Annotated in this window: 9 protein-coding genes; 2 read left to right on the top strand and 7 right to left on the bottom strand. The window is 42.4% G+C overall.

Annotation, left to right across the window (positions count from 1 at the left end):
• Nucleotides 1–442: 442 nt before the first annotated feature.
• Nucleotides 443–1,549, top strand: a complete 1,107-nt coding sequence (locus AC4II3_RS07605; protein ID WP_488008592.1) for an exostosin — start codon at nt 443–445, stop codon at nt 1,547–1,549.
• 101 nt (nt 1,550–1,650) lie between these two features.
• Entirely contained in the window at nt 1,651–1,800 is a 150-nt protein-coding gene (locus AC4II3_RS07610) for a helix-turn-helix domain-containing protein (protein ID WP_488008590.1), read from the top strand.
• A gap of 302 nt (nt 1,801–2,102) precedes the next feature.
• On the opposite strand, the gene AC4II3_RS07615 is transcribed toward AC4II3_RS07610, so the two are convergent.
• The 7 genes from AC4II3_RS07615 to AC4II3_RS07645 all read right to left on the bottom strand — a co-directional run.
• Nucleotides 2,103–2,780 (bottom strand): antibiotic biosynthesis monooxygenase, encoded by a 678-nt coding sequence (locus tag AC4II3_RS07615; protein ID WP_488008588.1) that lies wholly within the window; start codon nt 2,778–2,780, stop codon nt 2,103–2,105.
• Nucleotides 2,765–4,741, bottom strand: a complete 1,977-nt coding sequence (locus tag AC4II3_RS07620) for an amidohydrolase (RefSeq protein ID WP_488008594.1) — start codon at nt 4,739–4,741, stop codon at nt 2,765–2,767. The genes AC4II3_RS07615 and AC4II3_RS07620 overlap by 16 nt, the downstream gene beginning before the upstream one ends.
• 111 nt (nt 4,742–4,852) lie before the next feature.
• Nucleotides 4,853–5,515, bottom strand: a complete 663-nt coding sequence (locus AC4II3_RS07625) for a hydrolase (protein WP_488008586.1) — start codon at nt 5,513–5,515, stop codon at nt 4,853–4,855.
• Nucleotides 5,516–5,906: 391 nt separating this feature from the next.
• Nucleotides 5,907–6,494 (bottom strand): NADPH-dependent FMN reductase, encoded by a 588-nt coding sequence (locus AC4II3_RS07630; RefSeq protein ID WP_488008584.1) that lies wholly within the window; start codon nt 6,492–6,494, stop codon nt 5,907–5,909.
• A gap of 17 nt (nt 6,495–6,511) precedes the next feature.
• Nucleotides 6,512–6,667 (bottom strand): hypothetical protein, encoded by a 156-nt coding sequence (locus AC4II3_RS07635; protein WP_488008582.1) that lies wholly within the window; start codon nt 6,665–6,667, stop codon nt 6,512–6,514.
• Nucleotides 6,668–7,420: 753 nt separating this feature from the next.
• Nucleotides 7,421–12,460: a hypothetical protein gene (locus tag AC4II3_RS07640; protein WP_488008580.1), complete on the bottom strand. Its 5,040-nt coding sequence runs from the start codon at nt 12,458–12,460 to the stop codon at nt 7,421–7,423.
• A 90-nt stretch (nt 12,461–12,550) separates the two neighbouring features.
• A partial coding sequence (locus tag AC4II3_RS07645) for a LamG-like jellyroll fold domain-containing protein (protein ID WP_490722800.1) occupies nt 12,551–19,063 on the bottom strand: 6,513 nt, incomplete at its 5' end.

Here is a 19,063-nt window from a genome sequence, read left to right on the forward strand (position 1 = left end):
TGTGTAGAACTGGCATCTTGCCAGTGGCGGCGGAATAGGCATCTTGCCGCGTGATAGGCGAACCAACCTTTAATTATAGCAGTTGAAGTAAAGACATACTTGTACTGCGAAGCTCTATTCCCCTTCCCGCAAGCTCGGGCAAAGCCCGAAAGCATAGGCCACGGCCTTAGTTCCCTCAGAATTCTCAAAACTAAATAATTTGGCAAAACGGCATGGATATAGCCGAGAAGTTTTATTTAATGACTTATAAAGTGTTATTTAACTGTAAGCTATCAGCTATCAGCTATCAGCTATCAGCAGCTAGAAGCCTGTGCCATGGCTGACCGCTGACCACTGACCACTGACCACTTACCACTTACATTTAACCACTTCTGTTCTCCCTTCCCGACTCCCTCGCCCAAACTAATGATTTAGCATCACAAGTACCAAAGAGGCTAACATTATGACTTTGAAAATTTTCTGTGACCAGAACTATCTGCCAGAGGGCATGACCTATGAGGCAATCCTATACCCCTTTTGGGGCAAGCCTCCGGAAAATCCTCAGGATCCCATTAGTAGTTGTTTTGACCACTATGTAGAAATTGGAAAGTCTCTATTTAAGATGTCGTCTCTGGAGGAAGCAGATTTTGCCATTGTACCAGTTAATTGGGCACTATGGAATTCTGAATTGGAAGATAAAGCCAGAGAATTAGCAGAAAACGTTAAATCAGCAGGAAAGCCCTTAATCAGCTTTTTTGGTGGGGCTTCTTCCCATCTTAACTTACCGATTGAAAGTGATTTTGTATTCCGTAACTCCCTCTATCGCTCCCTGAGAAAAAACACCGATTTTACCCTACCTCAGTGGAGCGAAGACTTTGTTGAAAACTATCTGGACAACAAACTCAATATCCGCCAAAAATGCTTAAAACCGGTAGTTGGTTTCTGTGGGTATGCCGTAAAACAAAATACCAAAACCAATTTAAACGTTTTATGGTCTAGAGTCAAAACGAATGTTTTGAACTCAAAAACTAGTATCCCTCCCTATAATTGGGGACATGTGTTAAGACTTCAAGCCTTAGATATCTTAGCCAAAGATCCTAACATAATCACCAACTTTTTGATTAGAGACAACCTAGTTTTCTTGAATCAACCGGACGTCAAGTTAAAGCAAAAGCATCGACTGGAATTTGTCCATAACTTAATAGACAGTGACTATATCTTCTGTTGCCGTGGGTCAGGAAACAATTCCTTTCGTTTCTATGAAGCATTGTGCTGTGGCAGAATTCCAGTTCTTGTAGATACCGATTGTGTCCTTCCCTACGACTTTGACATTGATTGGAAGAAATACTGTGTTTGGATCAAGGAGAATGAACTTCATTTAATTGGCGATAAAATTGCTGAGTTTCACGACAATCTATCATCCCGGGAATTTGTAGATTTACAGTATGAGTGTCGCCGGATTTGGAAAGAACGAGTATCTCCAGAAGGGTTCTTTAGTAATTTCCACCGTCATCTGCCTATAGCAAAGGGAACAGGGAATAGGGAACAGGCAACAGTAGGGTGCATCTGATAGTTGTAAAAAATAAGGGAAGTGTGGGGCGGGGGCGCGGGAATTTTATTATAATTTTTGCATAATTTCATAAAATAGAAACTAGCAGGTAAGTTTGCAAGATGAAAGTCATAACTAAACTAGCACAATTAAGAGCTGATTCAGGAAATATAAGTTACGAAAAAATTTCTGAATCTACGGGAATCGATCGCCAACAATTAAGGGAACTTGAAAATGGGGAAGCGAATGCGATGAAGCGAAGCTTCCGCTAAGAGCGAACGCTTTTACTACCCTCGCTCAACTCTGCGCGTTCTTTCACTGTAGTCCGAACGATTTGTTGATTGTAGACTGGGAGGGCGAAGAAATAGAACAATCTCCACAGATAATGAAACAGAAATTTCCCCGTCCTGAGGCGATGCAACTCGGTTTTGCAGATGAAATTTGGGATACTTTTTAAGTAACTATCGAACGAATTTAACACGAACTTTAAAACTCATAATTTCCAAGACAAACTGAGGTAATCATGATGAATTTTTATGCTTAAAGTCATTATCGACGTTCCCCCAAAAGTTAATTAACTGTGCAACCACTTGGCAAATATCTTAGTGAGGAAAGGCATCACTAAATAAGTGAGCAAACCTACGGTAATTGCCACCATAATTGCTTGACGAAGCATAAACGGCAATACCATCAAATGAGGCATCACGACAACCCCCAGCAATATACTGCAAAAATATACGCCAATCCAAACTAAAATGGCAGTCTTGTAACGTGGCGGTGGTTTTAGTGGTGTTTGACCGGGAAGAGAAACCAGATAATCTAACCCCGTTAAGATTTGTACATTTTCCACCTTTTGAGTCAAGGGTTCTGCGCGCTCAATCCAATGTTTACGAACTTCCGAATTCATCCACTGTTGCAAGTGGCGATAGCTATCAAATCGCAGAATAATTACATAGTCTGACCGTGTTCCAGGCTGAGGTCTTAAAATTGTGAGGCCGCAATGTCCTTCAAACTTCCGAGCATCAGCAGAAATTCCCTTGAGCCACTCTTCATAGCCCTGCTCCCGTCCCTTCCGCACAAAGTGAGAAATAACTGCTGTGACTTGTTGATTATCAAGTTGATTGTCAATAAAGTTAGAAGTATCCATCAATATTAGTTTAAAATCAAAAAGTACTTTTCCGATTCCCGATTCCCGATTCCCGATTCCCGATTCCCGATTCCCTTTAAAACCTTTCTTTAGCAACAACCACACATTAAACCACCCCAAAAACGAGATAGACTCCCTGAGGTACTTAGGGAAGATAAATTAGAGAAATTAAATTTATGCTGGCTCTTGGAATTGGCGATTGTAGAGGATGTTTGTCTAGGGTTTCTTAGAGAGACTAAATTAATCTTTGAGTCGTTGTGATAGCCACCATAATACTTAACAGGTGACCAATCGGGACTGATGGGTAAGGGTGGAGGGGATAACTCGCTAAATTCCGCTGAACCATATACAGGGTTACCATCCACAATAGTTAAAACTGATTCGAGATGTTTAATTCTGTCTTCGGGTACAGAAAAATAGTCTTCTGACAAGACTGCTAAGTCTGCTAATTGACCTGGAACAATTGACCCTTTATTACCCTCTTGATTGGAGAACCAAGCAGCTGCCGTAGTATATAATCTAAGGGCATCCATGCGATTAAGGCGATTCGCTTCAGGGTAAAGTGGGGTTCCCCCAACAGTTTTTCCTGACACTAACCAGTACAGGCCTGGCCAAGGATTGTAACTAGCTACCCTAGTTCCATCTGTTCCCCCAGAGATAGGAACATCCATGGCCATTATCTTTTTAATTGGAGGAGTGTGGCTGGCAGCCTCAGAACCATACCGGTCTATAAAATATTCTCCTTGAAAAGCCATGCGATGTTGAATGGCAATCCCTCCCCCTAAGGCTTTGACCCGCTCAATATTTTTTTCACTAATGGTTTCGGCATGGTCTAAAATCCAATGCATCCCTGCAAAGGGAACGTCCTGATTGACTTGTTCAAATACATTCAAAAACCGAGAAATAGATTGGTTGTAGGTAGCATGAAGTCTAAAGGGCCATTTATTAGCAGCAAGGAGTTTAATAACCTCGGTTAGGTCACCTTCCATAGTGGGATTGAGATCAGGGCGAGGTTCGGTAAAATCTTCAAAATCTGCAGCTGAGAAAACTAACATTTCCCCTGCACCATTGAGCTGATAAAAATCGTCTCCCTGACCAGGATTAGCAATTTTAATCCATCTTTCAAAATCCCCTTTCTCATTGCCTGGATTTTGAGTAAATAGGTTATAAGCAACCCTGACAGTCATCAATCCTTCTGTATGAAGCTTTTGGATAATTTGGTAGTCATCGGGATAATTTTGTCCACCACCACCAGCATCGATTACGCTTGTAATACCCAGGCGATTCATCTCCCGCATATAGTGGCGTGAAGAATTGATTTGATCCTCTAAACCTAATCTTGGTCCTTGAGCGATCGCTGCATAGAGAATAGTGGCATTCGGTTTAGCAATGAGCATTCCTGTGGGATTGCCATTGCTATCTTTTTCTATAACAGCACCAGGAGGTGGGCTCGTATTACGGTCAATTCCCAAAGACCTTAGAGCTGCACCGTTTAGTAAAGCACGGTTATACAGATTGAGAATAAAAACAGGTACGTCTTGAGAAACAGCATTAATTTCTGCCAACGTTGGCATGCGTCGTTCGGCAAACTGAAACTCGCTCCACCCGCCAATCACGCGCACCCACTGTGGTGCAGGGGTTCTCACAGCCTGTTCTTTCAGCATCCGCAGGGCATCAGCTAAAGAAGGAACTCCATCCCAGCGCAGCTCTAGATTGTAGTTCAAACCACCACGAATCAAGTGAGTATGGCTATCATTCAGCCCCGGAATGACAGTACGGCGATTAAGATTGATGACCTTTGTTTTATCTCCCTTATAGGCCATCACTTCCTTGTCTGAGCCAACGGCGAGAAAACGATTACCTTTAATGGCTAAGGCTTCAGCAAAGGAACGCTTGTTGTCTTGGGTTGCAATCCGGCCATTATGAAGAATCCAATCGGCTTTGTTGCTGGTGTCAGCATTATTCTGTGCCCAAGAGCTACATTTATGTAACAAATCAGTAGAAAATCCTGCTGCTAAGGCCAACTTGAAAAAATCTCGCCTTTTGGTCTTGTGGTAGTTTTCCATGATTTCAATATTTAGTAAATCAATTACATCTGAAAAAGTCTGGGAGAGGAAAAATTGATTTTTTATCCACTCCCGTCCAGACATAAAACCTATACTTTTATCAATACTTTTCTACTTAACTATCTTCCCTTTAAAGTCACCACGCTGAGGTACTTTGTTTATCATCGTGTAGGCATAATCAATCCCCATGCCATAAGCTCCACTGTGTTCTTTAAATACCGCCATAATAGGATCGTAAGTCTCTTTCCTCGCCCAATCTCGTTGCCATTCCAGAGCAACTTGTTGCCAAGTCATGGGTACAACCCCTGCTTGCACCATCCGATCCATTGAGGCGCGGTGAGCCATTTCACTGGTGCCACCGCAAGCATCTTCGACCACATAGACTTCGTAATTATCCTGCATGGCGGAAAAGGCACAGAGATTAATACAAACCTCTGTCCATAGACCAGAGAGAATCAACTTTTTACGTCCTGTTACACCCACAGCATCTCGAACTTTTGGGTCATCCCAGGAGTTCATACTGGTGCGTTCTAGCAAATCATTTTCAGGATAAACATCAAGCAATTCAGGCCACATGTAACCGCTGAAACTTTCTGTTTCAACTGTGGTCAGAGTGGTTGGAATATTAAATACTTTCGCTGCCTTGGCAAGGGCCACAACATTATTTTTCAAGAGTTGACGATCAATATTCACAACTCCAAAGGCCATCTGAGGTTGATGATCAATAAATAAAAGAACAGAATTTTCCGGTGTAAGTAATTCAATCTTGCTCATGGTGAAAAACCTCTAATAGTTTGATAATTTTGAGTGATTTAAGGTGATTTAATAAGGCAAGTAATGGTGCAACAGTATGCCCCATGAGGGAATGTTAAGCACATCCCATCCATGGAGTAAGATTACTGGTACTCCTTCACCGCCGATCCGATAGTGGAGGTTGATATTGCCATTGACGACGGCAGGTTTATGTTTAAATTAGTTAAAAACTTGTATCACGATTTCTAGTTCTAACTAAGAATAGTGAAAAGGAACCTAACCTGACTTTGCATAAATCTTAGTGTTTTGAACCCTTAGAAAAATCCAGCCATCACTGGATTTTTCTAGAATAGCCGTAATAATTCGATGGGAAGGTGCTACTGTGACTCGTGTATTCCTCCCATCCTAATCACTACTGCGATAATTTAGCTGTTACATCAACGAGTTTGGTGGCGATCGCCTGCACAGCCTTGAGCTGCTTCTCATCCTTGAGGTTACCCTGGTCATCAAAGGCCTGATAGGCTCCTGGAATCGCCTTTTGATCGGGAATCACCAAGACGCCAATCCCTTCTAAAATTGCGCGAACGTGAACTAATCCCCGGATTCCCCCTAAGCCACCTGGAGAGGTGGCTAATAGGGCTGCGACTTTGCCTTTAAAGCCACTGAGTGCCATCGATGCTTCCTGGGGATCTGGGCGCGAGGCCCAGTCAATGACATTTTTGAGCAGGGGCGTAATTGAACCGTTGTACTCTGGACAGGAAATTAGGAATCCCTGATGGCTTCTCAGCAAAGCTTTGAACTGAAGAACTGTATCTGGCAGTCCCTCTTGAGCCTCCAAATCTTGGTTAAATATAGGCATGGGATAATCCAGCAGGTCTAGGTAGGTGACTTCGGCTCCAGCGACTTTAGCTTCCTCAGCAGCAATTTTGACCAGCTTTTTATTGAAAGATTCGATGCGGGCACTACCAGCAAAAGCCAGAATTTTTATGGGTTGAGACATGGTATCTGCTGATACTCCTATAGACTTGTATGGGCACGGTCACAGAAGAAATGGGCATTGCCTGTACCCTTGCACAGGCAAAGGGCAACTTTTTGCTTCTGTGCAATTTCAAATGTGACTGGGGTGAACTCCGTTCCTTGGTAGGTACCATGGCAAAAGGGTTCAACAGTCATCTTCTTAAATAATAGGCAAATTTCATACATATTGTTTCCAAGCAAAACTTGGATCAAATACTTTTGAATAAAATGCTTATTTATTCAAGATAATGAGTATGTTTTGCTTCTAATTTAGAGTTTAATAACCTACCAATTTATTAGTTATAATTTTCCTTACTAAGTATAGAGTTTGCTAACAGAGTTGATGCTATAAATCACTTCATGTTTTGACTCCATGGAAGCTTATATGAATAGCTTATGTAGTAATTTTAATTTTGTCTAATATAATTTTTGGAGGGACTTGATACCTCTAAAGGTATGATGATGCGATCGGGTGCATCTCATATAGCGCTACGGGCAAGTCAGAAGTTAGAAGTCAGAAGTCAGAAGTAAGCTATGACTGTGTTTCGGAGTTTAGGAGCGATGCATCGCTTTCTTATCCCCCACACCCCACACCCCACAACCCACACCCCACACCTGAGGTCTTTGTTAAAAACCTACCCCTGTGAGGCGCGGGGCGGGGGCGCGGGGAGTGTAGTGAAGCTGGTAGAGGGTTGGTGTTAGAGGGGCGAAGGATCCTCAAGCAGGTGGATTTGGGTGTCCAAGTGACTTAGCGCGCGGTAGTGGTAAACAAGTAGTGATTTTAGCTCCCGTTACCTTGACCAAACCGTAGCCAAACCACTACATCTTTACCACTACCGAGGGGTATAGGGGTATAGCCGAAAGACTCTCAATCCTTATTTAATTTTAATAATTGCTTTGAAGCGCTTGCTAACTGCTGAAGAATTTTTGCCTAGCCAATAATTTTTGTTTGGCAAGTTTTGCAAGATTTTCACGAAGATCTTTGCTTGTACCACTAGATTTACGTCTTCGTGTAAGGCTTTGAGTTGATGATTGAGGACGATTACTGCTGGATAGTTGTCTCTCATAATGTCTGCTCACAGGGTTTCTCTCACCCGGTTGAAGATCCTGTTGCAACCTTTCGTTAATTTTTTGGATTGTCTCCTCCGCCAAGCCGGTTTGATTATCAAAGTCATTCTCAGCTTCTTGCTTTAGTGTGTTTTTTAGCTGTTGGAAAACGTTGTTCACTGCATCCCGTTCTGCCTCCGGAAATTGTTCCAAAGCAGCAGTAAGGATATTATCTGTATTCTCCAGGGTCATTTCCATGTCCGGTAATTTTATTCCCATACCATATAGAGCAAGAATTATCGAATGGGAAACGGCACGATCAATTGCTTTCTCTTTCTCAACGGACTTTTGCTCGGGTTCTCCTCCTGGTTGCTCGGATGAATCTGCCGGGGTGGACAATCCTGCTTCTACAGAAAATGAAATCTTATCTAAGAACTTAGGCAAAACTAGCTCTTCATAAAGACTGGTTTTGACAGAATTCTTAATCCGATCAATCCAAGGATTTTGGTCAAAGGCTTCATCACTCATAATCCATGTCGAAGCCCCCATATTATCTGTCGGGCCTCCTACAAACTGAGATGCACCATCCATAAAATTAAAGAGATTTCTGAGTGCTTGTTCCCTCTGTTCCCTTGTCGGATAAAGTTTATTGAAATCAGTTGTGCGATCATACCCTCCCACGGGACTCATGACAAAGTTATAGAGCAGATCGCTCATACCTTCAGCAAACTTCTGACCGTATTGCGTGATGCCACTCAGTATTGAAGATTTTCCCTTGAATTTAAGGACATCCAGAAACCGCTCTGAATCAAAAGAATTGGATGAGAAGGGGGTTGCAATAGCAGCAGCTGTCAGGTCAGAAATAACACCTGTCAACTTAGTTGTCATCACTTTCAAAGCTGGGTCTGCAAATATTTTCTTGGTGGTAGTATCCAGCCCTGCCCCATAAATTAAACCAATATTCAAACCCACAGCCAGTTCATTCGTTACAAAAAATTGAGTTACACCCTGCGCCGTCTCAGTCAATACTTCTTGGAGTATCAGTTTAGGATTTCGATCACCTGATCTTGATAGAGCAGTCGAAACCACTTGCCGGATCAAAGTCTGACCCGCTGAGTTACCTAAAGCCCAAGCTAGCTGGACTAGGGCTGGCGCAGCAGCAACCCCCAAAGCCAAGGCTGATGTCGCTCCGAGGATACTCAAAGTTTGCGTTACAGCATCAACTACAGTTTCAATCGCACGATCTTGTGTTTCTTTCCATCGATCTAAAGAAGAACCCAATGCTTCCATAGACGCTTGTACCTTCTGGAGCAATTCTTGTTCAATATCGGCTTTAGTAGGATCTAAAGAAAATACCCGTCTCACTTCCGAAAAAATACTGAAAAATTTTCCTGTGTCTAGGGAAGCTGCTGTGCCAGCAGGACTAAAGTGATGCCAACCAATAGCTGTCTCCAGGTAACGTTCTTTGAGAACTAAGCTTTTGTTGCTGGTTTCTAGTCCCTTGAAATAAGTTTCAGATGGTGCCAGAGGGAGTTCTCGAATCGTTTTAGAGGTTCTTTGGCTAAAAGCTTGTCCCACTTTATCGAGTAACTGTCTCTCTAATTCTGCTGCCTTACCCTCTGAAGCGACTTGTCTCAGTTTTGTTTTCAACTCCTCGTCAACTTCAAGTTGAAAGTTCTCAATTTCTTGATTTTTTGTGTTTAATTGTTCCGCCAGTGTTGTAGCTTCGGCTTCGTTCTTCGCGAATTGTGCTGATAACAACTGTAGGGATAACTTTCTTCGCTCTTCTGCCAGGGTCTTTAAGCGTTTGACACTCTCTGCAAACCAGAGATCGACGACCTGATCGGGAGTTAAAACCTCTACACTGAAGGCAATCATCTCTCCATCATCAGCGAGAAAACCCTCTGATACATCAAGCAGGTCTGCTATTTTAATTTCTTCTGCTTCCCCCTGCAAATACTTGCGTAGGAGTTCAGCAGCCTTGCGTTCACTTTGTTGCGGGGAAAGGGTTGTCGTCTCAACCCAGTCAGAAGTCTGTTGATCAATCTTTTTTAATGTTTCTGCTAACGCATCACCTTTAACTCCCGCAAGTTGTGCTTGAAACACCAGTTTCAGAACTTCTCGCCTCCGAGCGTCCCTTGCAGTTCCTGAAGATATAAAATGTTGTATTGCTAGTCTCGCAGCCCAATAGTTTTGCTTGGCAAATTCCTTGCCTCTTTCTAAATCTTCTCTATTGAAAAATTCCGGTTCTGATAAAAACCTATTGAGATTATCCTTATAACTTTTATCATCAGGTAGAGAAAGTAAATTTGTCCAAAATTTCCAGACTTTCTCATGATGACTTGGAAAAATAACTTTGATCGCATCCAAGTAAATACCTTGTAGCAAACTATTGTCTTCACGAATGAGGTGATAGTCAAAACTACCCGGCTCAACTTGACTCAGGATATTTAAGGTATCTGATGTGTTCAGAGATTTTTCAGCTTTCCGCTTTAATTGTTGATAGATGCCCATCTGGCGCAATTCATCAATTGGCTTTGCTCCTGGATAAGCTCCTCTGAGTAAAAGTTGTCTGTTAACTTCGTCTCTATCCCTTGACTTTAATCCAGCTTTCTTGAGTTGCCCTTTTAACCACTTTTTATGGTCTTCTTGTTTAATCTCTTGGCAATACTGCCTCACCGCTTCATCAGCATCCCAGCTATCCTCGCTTGAGAGAAGATTTAGCACTTTCTCCTTGGTCTGTTTTCGCTCTAGCGAACGCTTCAAAATGGATCTTGAGGCTTGATATTCCAGCAAAGCATTCAGCTCGTGTATTCGGCGAGTTTTCTCATCTTTTCCCTGAGCATCTACCAGCTTTTTAGTATAGGTACACCAATCCAAAGTTAAATGAGAACCGCCTAAAATAATATTTCTACCCAGTCTGTTCGTCTGATGCTGGTTAAGAAAATACCAAAATGTTTCATAGGGTTCTAGACGTTCATATATCTCTTTTTCCCAGGCTTCTATCACTGCAGAAGTTGTTCCACCTAGTATAGAAGAGTCATAGCGGTCTAAGAATGATTGAAATTTCTCCGATTGTGATTGTTCTGACTCTATAAATTTTTTGCGTTTTGCTTCGGAGAAGAATACTGTCCGATCCAAAATTCTCTGTTGCAGTTCTTCTCGATTGTCTATCTTCCGAGGCTTTCCATTATCGTCATAGATTAAACTTATGAGATAGTCAGCATCTTTATTTCCAGTTGTTTTTAAGTCTTTTGGAATATCTGGATTAGCGATAGGAGAAGAGCCATCATTTTCTTCCCCAATAATTAATCGCTGAATTTCTCCGAAAAATCCCTGGTGATGATTTTTAAAGTTGTTCTTGACAGCTGTTAAGAAAATATCCTCATTGTCACTATCTTGGTCCAATTGGTTATCAGATGCCAGCGGTGCAAGTTCCCCTGGATTGTCTTTAACAAGTTGGCGTATTTTATCTTTAGAATCTTGGCTCAAGGAAAGATTGCTTGTTGTTGTTCCTCGATAAAGAAGTCCTAATTCCAAAGCAACTTCAACGGTGGGAGAGACTTGTCCGGTTTCTAAGAGCTGTTTCAAAACAGGGAGTTGCAGTTTGTATCCTTCTCCGTTACCTAATACTCTTCCAATAGTTGCACTTGATAGTTTCTCCAACTTAGTTTTTTCTGGATTAAATGTAGTTTCTATATCTTGAACCAGATCGCGCTCTTGAATAATTTCATATCGCTTCTTGAGGGTGTTCCGTGCATTCTCGGAAGCCGTCGGCAGAAACTTGAGCATAGCCCGAAATTTTGCATTGATATCACTGCCTGTATCTTCTAACAAAGCGATTAGACGTACCAGTTTGTAATCTTCGTCGAGGTTGGTAATCTCTTGGGCTGCTTGTTCAGATATTTGGGAGCCATCGGGAGCACCAGTAATTTTGGCAGGCTGGAGAATCAATTCCGCCCTTTGATGCTGAATTTCATTGTATAAATTGTCTATTTCCTCTAAATTTTTAAGTTGTTCAAAGTCGCCGTATTTTGCTAAAATTCTATTAAATAATGCTTTAGCTTTACTATATACTGGATCAATTTCATCAAATATTATAGGAGCTTGAGGATCGCCGCTAATTGCTGGAAGAAATCGCTCTGGGTGCAATAAAATATATTTTTGCCGACTTTCAAGTTCATTTTTCAGCTTTACAAAGGTCTTCTGAATAGTTTCAAGATCTGGATACGATGATTTAATCCTATCTATAACTGTTAAAGTTTTAGAACCCAAAATCTCAAATGCAGTTAATGACTCAAATGAAGTTGGTAACTTGCTCGAATCTTCTTGAAATGAAAGAGACTCATTAATACGCTCTCTCATTTCATTTTCTTCATAAGAGTCTGCTACATAGTTTCGTAAACCTTGGACTTCTGGTGAGTTGGGTTCTAATTCAAATTGAGCTTCATCACTTTTTAGATCAGAGATTTTATCAGCAATGCTTGAATTGCCTTTAGTAGCTTTAATTAATGAATTATACAGACAATTGCCATCTGTCGGAATCCCCACTCTTTTATAAAGTATTTCTCCTTCTGGTTGTAAGACTTCATAATGGGGTCCGATGACAAGTAAATCAATCTGAACATTACTATTATCATTTCCATAGGTAGTAACTTTTGTTTCAGCTACAAAACTTAAACCAATAACTTGATTTTCATCGGGGCCAAGAGGAGTAATTTTTGAAGTTTCTTGATTTGCATAGTGTATATTCACTTTTATATCCAATAATTTAGCCAAGTCAATCAGTTCTCGCTCACCTGAGTATCTTTTACCTCTGATATCCCTTCTATAAGCATCAGTAACTAGCTTTGACTCTTCTTCAGAAAATTGTCTTCCTTTAAATTCAATCAGTTGAGGCATTTTGTTCTCCTCTTAAAAACCTATGTTTAGCATCCATAAAAAGTTGTTATAAGGGAACTTAGTATAAGCTCCCTTAAAAGGTTACAGTCACTATTGACCTTCTCCAAGCATCTGCTTCAGTGTTCTTAACTCTTGTAAGATTCGCTCCACATCACTCTGGAGTGCATCGCTCTTGAACTCCAGCAAATCGAAGTAATTGACAACTTCTCGAGTAATTATATCGATATCTTCCCGGGGTCGAATATCTCGACCAAAGCCCATCAGTGCTGGACGTTCCACATAGGTGACTCGATGTAGTACCCGCCAGGTTTTATTGGCTTTACCTTTAGCTTGGCGCAATGCGCGGGCTTCTTCATCATTGCTAGCAAGCCATTCAGGATCGACAACATAGGTGAAAAAGTCATTAAAGTTTTGAGTGCTGCCTTCGAGGTAGAAACTCATAAAGCGGTAGCGGTCTACTTTTTCTCCGGGCTGTAGTGGATAATCGTTTTCATCGGTAACACCCTTACTTTCAACCCCACTGAGATCGACATATAACTCTAAGCCTTTGCTACGAGCTTCCGTTTTACTCATGGTTTGGGTCATGTTTATGGTAACCTGAGCAGTGAGTTCACCAGCAACTCCCCCTGCTGCAAACTCTCCCAGAAATCCTAACCCAGCGTTTAAGGTAAACGAGCCACCCACAGTATGTTCTGCGGTATTAGCAAAGCTTTGGGCTTCTGTTCGCATTCCGCCATCTGCATCCCAGACATAGGTGTTAACTATATTGCGTTTGCCTGCCCGAATTTGGATGTTTTCCATCCGTTTCTGCCAACCCGCAAAACTGTCTGTGGCGTGAACTCTTGTTTCTTGGTCAGTAATCTTGGTATCAATTTCTTTTTGCTTTTGCTTGGCTGCTTCTGATTGTTGTTCAGCTGCCGCTCCTGCTTCTTGCTCAAATTGTTCTTGTTGTCTTTTTTGGGCTGCTTGTTTTTCCTCTTCAGTCAACTCCTCATCTGGTTTGTCTTCTTCACGAGAAAGTCCAAGATCTTGGGGAGCGTTACCGCTATCTATTCCTCGGTTCAAAGAGGTTTCATCGACTAAACCGGCATTAAACTGGGCAAAATAGGACTCTCGCCGCTTATCCTCATTCTCTATCTGCTGTTTTAGGTCGTAAGCTTCTTGCAGACGATAGTAACTTGCTGGATAGAGAGAACCATATTGGGCACGCATTTCTGGGACATGGCGGAAAAAGCGATCGCTACTAGCACTACTGCCTGTCATCCCATCCAAACTACCGTTCATGGTATAGGCGGGATTGATTAAGAAGGTAATGGTATTAACGTCTGGTGGAATACCATCGACAGGTTGCACCTGATAACCAATCATTTTCTTACTGCGTTGCAGGCGAGTGATAAATACATCGGCTAAACCCGAAACGACCAAAGCATAACCGACATTTTTGGGAATAAACCGTTGCCCTAGGTGAGTAAATTTCGTTTTTGATTCCGGTGAACCCCGTAGTTCCAAGCGATCGCTCATGCTTAGTGCTGAGCTAGAAGTAATATTACTTTCGTTTTGCCACTGGTAGCTAAAGTCAAGGTTGCCTTTGAACCCAGCTTTCCATTGCCCGAGTTGTGTTTCAACTCCAATACCACCAGAGACTTCACCAGCACTGCCGATAAATCCCTCAATATATGCTCCTAAACCAACATCCTGAGAGCGATTCCAGCTAAACGCTACATCTTCAGATATGGCTAATTCGACTGAAGTTGCACTGGTGTAATCAATATCGACAGTTAGATTTTCACTGGGTATGGGGGGAGCACCTTCAATATAGCCGAGGAGGGTCGGGGCAAACTGGGCATTACCAATCCATTTCAGTTCTAGTTTTTCGATGCGTTTGTCTGGCAATAATTCCACACCATTGAGGGTGGGGCTGGCGAGGAAACGCCGCATGATGGCAGATTTTCGATTGGTAACTTTGTCTATGGTAATGGTGCTGTATTCTGCACTGACTAAAGCATTGCTGCCTATAGGTAAGGTATTGTCATCTTTGAGGGTTGCTCCGTTAACCGTGCCATGGTTATTGTTATCGGTGAGGTCAACAACTTTGATCGTATCTCCTTCGGGTTGGATGTGATTTAAGGGCCAATAACCAACTAAACCTGACTCTTTGCCCGTTAGGCGTTGGTGCATATCGGCTTTGATTTCTTCAGCTGTGCGGGCTTTGTTCCAGATCCGGACTTCGGCGATTTGACCTTGGAAGAAATCTGATTTTGTAAGGCTAGAGTTTCCGGAATCCCACTCCTGTCCAAGTGTCCAAGGTAAACCATCCCCTAAAGTTATTTCCCGGGTGCTGCTATAGCGGTGTACACCGTCTTTATAAAAAGAAACTTTAGAATCATTTTCCTGATTTTTATTAATGACTACTGCTAAGTGGAACCAATCCCCAGCAGTTTTTTCGTCATTGAACCAAAGGCTCCACCCAGGCAAATAGAGACGAGTCGTGTCATGGTAATAACCCAAGACAAATATATCACCTCCATCCTCAGTATTTTTTCCAATAAAGCACTGCCTATCATCAGTCTTCTCCGGTTTAAGCCATAACTCAACTGTCAAAGTGTCGCCCGGATTAAAATCTCCAAGTTCTACATAATCATCTACCCCATCAAACTGCATCACCTTGTGTCCCAGATTCCCAATGGGAGCCGCACAACCCCACCAGATAGAACCAATAACAGTACCGTTATTACCGCTAATAGCATCAGTAACTGTACCACTATTGGCACTATCAGTATTGCTGCTAATAGGCAAGGTATTGTCATCAAAGAGGATTGCTCCGTGAACCGTGCCGTGATTGTTGTTACCTGTGAGGTCCAGAACCTTTTGTTGATCTCCTTCGGTTTGGATTTGATTTAATTGCCAATAACCAACTAAACCTGACTCTTGACCCGTTAGGCGTTGGGACATATCAGCTTGGATTTGTTCAGCTGTGCGGGCTTTGTTCCAAATGCGGACTTCAGCTATGCGCCCATTCCACATATCAGTTGCGTTACCATTATCGTGCCGTCGTCCAATCCGCCATCCATGTGTATTTGATGGTAAGGACAAATTGAGATTTGCAGATTGACTAATCAAACTACCATTTTGATAAATTTTGATCGACACTCCATCGTAACTCGCCGCTACGTGTACCCATTGGTTCATGGGAAAGCTTGAACCTGCTGTTACTTGCCTCCAACTCCCATTGAAAAATCCGGCTTGCAGTCGGTGATCGGAACCATTTAAACAAAGTTGGAAAGTAATTTTTTTGTTGGAACCAGGGTATACCTCAGTAACGATACTTCTGTGGACACTGTTTTGTGAAAGACTATCGCTGTAAACCCAGGCTTCAAGAGTAATTTGATTGCTAATGTTACTAGAAATCTCAGCGGGCAAGGACACATAATCATCCACCCCATCAAAGTGCGTTACCTTATGTTCCAGATTTTCTATGGGAACTGTACTACTATTGGCACTATCAGTATTGCTGCTAATGGGCAAGGTATTGTCATCAAAGAGGATTGCTCCGTTAAGGGTGCCGTGATTGTTGTTACCTGTGAGGTCCAGAACCTTTTGTTGAACTCCTTCGGTTTGGATCTGATTTAATGGCCAATAACCAACTAAACCTGACTCTTGACCCGTTAGGCGTTGGGACATATCCGCTTGGATTTCTTCAGCTGTGCGGGCTTTGTTCCAAATGTGGACTTCAGCGATTTGACCGTTAAAATATCTAGATTCTATCCCATCGTCCCAACCTAAACATAATACTCCTGTATCTACCTTGATTACTCCTGCTATATTTTCACTAGCTACTTGTACACCATCTATGTATAATTTCAGGGTCGTGCCATCAAAGGTTCCTGCGTAATGATGCCATTGATTGATATCTATCTCTGATGGTGTATGGACAACGTTTTGCCATTTCTTAGTGTAAATCCAAAACTTGATTGATTTACTACCTTCCACTGGGCAGATTATGTAAGCGTTTCGTTTACTAGCTAAACAGCCATTCTTATTCCAATTCTCTGTGTTACTTTTAGCCCAGAGTGAAACAGTGATTGCTGTAGTTGGGTTGGCGTGAGCAGGAACCTCTATATAATCATCTACCCCATCAAAGTGCATTACCTTATGTTCGAGATGTTCAATGGTAGCCGCATCAGTATCTGTACTATTGTTACTACTAGCAGTATTAGTACTAGCAGTATTAGTACTACCAGTCAGGTCTCTGACCTCAGTTCCTGTCCCTTCGTTCAAGGGATAGTAAGCTACTAATCCGGGTTCGTTACCACTGAGTCGAGTTTTGCTGTTAATCGCAATCTCTGCTTTACTCAGAGCCAAATTCCAAACTCGAACTTCTGCCAATTTGCCAAATTGCTCAGAACCGGTGGTACTATTGCCAATGGTAGAAATATTAATACCAGTAGCTTGGCAAATTGTTGTTTTTCTTTGCTCTTTGGTGGCATCATCTGTTGCTGCATCGATGTATGCTTGCTTAACATCAGCCACTTGACGACCATCGATATAGAAAATGGTGCTAGAATCTTTGCCAACAGCAGTTAGATGATGCCATCCGGGAGTTAATCGCTCCAGATTATAGCCGGTATCATAAAATTCTCCATCAATCAGTGTTCCCAGTTTTGACTTCTCTTCAATCACTACGGGAGAACTATCATCTGTGCTACCCAATAAAATTTTTCGTGCAGGTTCAGATGCATATTCATATGTCACTGTTGCCTCAAAGATATAAGCTGCACCTGCGTCAGTGCCCCCCGTGTCTTCTCGATAAGCTCCAACGATAGCAATATTACCACTGATTGCTACACTCTGACCAAAGTTGTCATTTGCCTCTGGGTCACTGGCAAGAAGTTTTTGAGTTTGTGTCCAAGTACCATTGCTGTCGCGCTCAAAGATATAGGCTACACCTGCATTTCTGTCTCCCGTGTCTTCTCCTCGAGCTCCAACGATAGCAATATTACCACTGATTGCTACACTCCGACCAAAGTAGTCATAATCCTCTGGGTCACTGGCAAGAAGTTTTTGGGTCTGTGTCCAAGTACCACTGCTGTCGCGCTCAAAGATATAAGCTGCACCTCTGGCTTCTGTGTTTTGTTCACCAGCTCCAATGATAGTAATATTACCACTGATTGCTACACTTAAACCAAAGTTGGCATATGCCCCTGGGTCACTGGCAAGAAGTTTTTGGGTCTGTGTCCAAGTGCCACTGCTGTCGCGCTCAAAGATATAAGCTGCACCTGCCTCAATGCCCCCCGTGTTTTCTGCATAAGCTCCAATGATAGCAATATTACCACTGATTGCTACACTTAAACCAAAGTTGGCATATGCAAAGTTGTGATCTGCCTCTGGGTCACTGGCAAGAAGTTTTTGGGTCTGTGTCCAAGTACCACTGCTGTCGCGCTCAAAGATATAGGCTGCACCTGCGTTAGTGCCCCCCGTGTCTTCTCGATAAGCTCCAACGATAGCAATATTACCACTGATTGCTACACTCCGACCAAAGTTGTCATCTGCCTGTGGGTCACTGGCAAGAAGTTTTTGGGTCTGTGTCCAAGTACCACTGCTGTCGCGCTCAAAGATATAGGCTGCACCTGGGTCAGTGCCCCCCGTGTCTAGGTTATAAGCTCCGACAATAGCGATATTATCACTAATTGCTACACTTGAACCAAAGTTGTCAGATTCATTTGAGTCAGTGGCAAGGAGTTTTTGCTCGAAATAGTGCTCGAAATTGTATACATAGTCTATTTGTTTTTCCATCGCTGCAGATGGAAAGGAAAACCAGGTTTCCACTGTCCATGACTCACCCAAAACAAATGGATTTGCTAACTCAATTTTGCCGTTACTATCAGCAAAGTTGAGAGCAACAGGGAGTTGATCTGGGAGCCACTGTTCAAACGTCGTATTCCGACTATCGGAGGTTGCATCAAAGTTAGTCTGACGCATCCGACCTTGACTGTCAAAGTAGCTCAGTTGTACGTTACCTTCACAAGTTTCAATGGCTGCGATGCGCGTCGCGGGGGAGGCAAATCCGAGTAATCCACCTTTAGTAACTAAACCTTTTTGAGAACCATTACTAACGGTGTGGAGTGTTGGTAGGGTTTGGGGGGTTTGTTGAGTAGTTCTGACTGTGTTGATTACTGTGTTGTTGAGAGTATTTAACTCACTTTGAACTTGAGCAAGTTGATTGTTAACTTCTTGAAGGCGAGTTTCCCAAGCTTGTCGATCAGTCGCATCAGCGTTAACGGTTTCTTGGAGTCTATTTAATTCCTCATTTTCTCTTTCATATTCTTCATTTGCACTGTTATAATCTGCATTGGCTTGATCAATTTTGTTGTTGCTTGACTTGTATTGTTTGATTAATTGCCAGTTATGTCCCGAATACCAAGTAACAATTTGTTGACCGGCATTGCGGTTACCACCTCCTTCAGCATGGATGTATTGACGGGGATAACTGCTTTGACTCTCTCCTGAAAGTTTGATTTGGTATGAACCGTTGCTCTGTTCTATGAACAGCCAGTTATGTCCCGAATACCAAGTAACAATTTGTTGACCGGCATTGCGGTTACC

The organism is Moorena sp., from assembly GCF_982860115.1.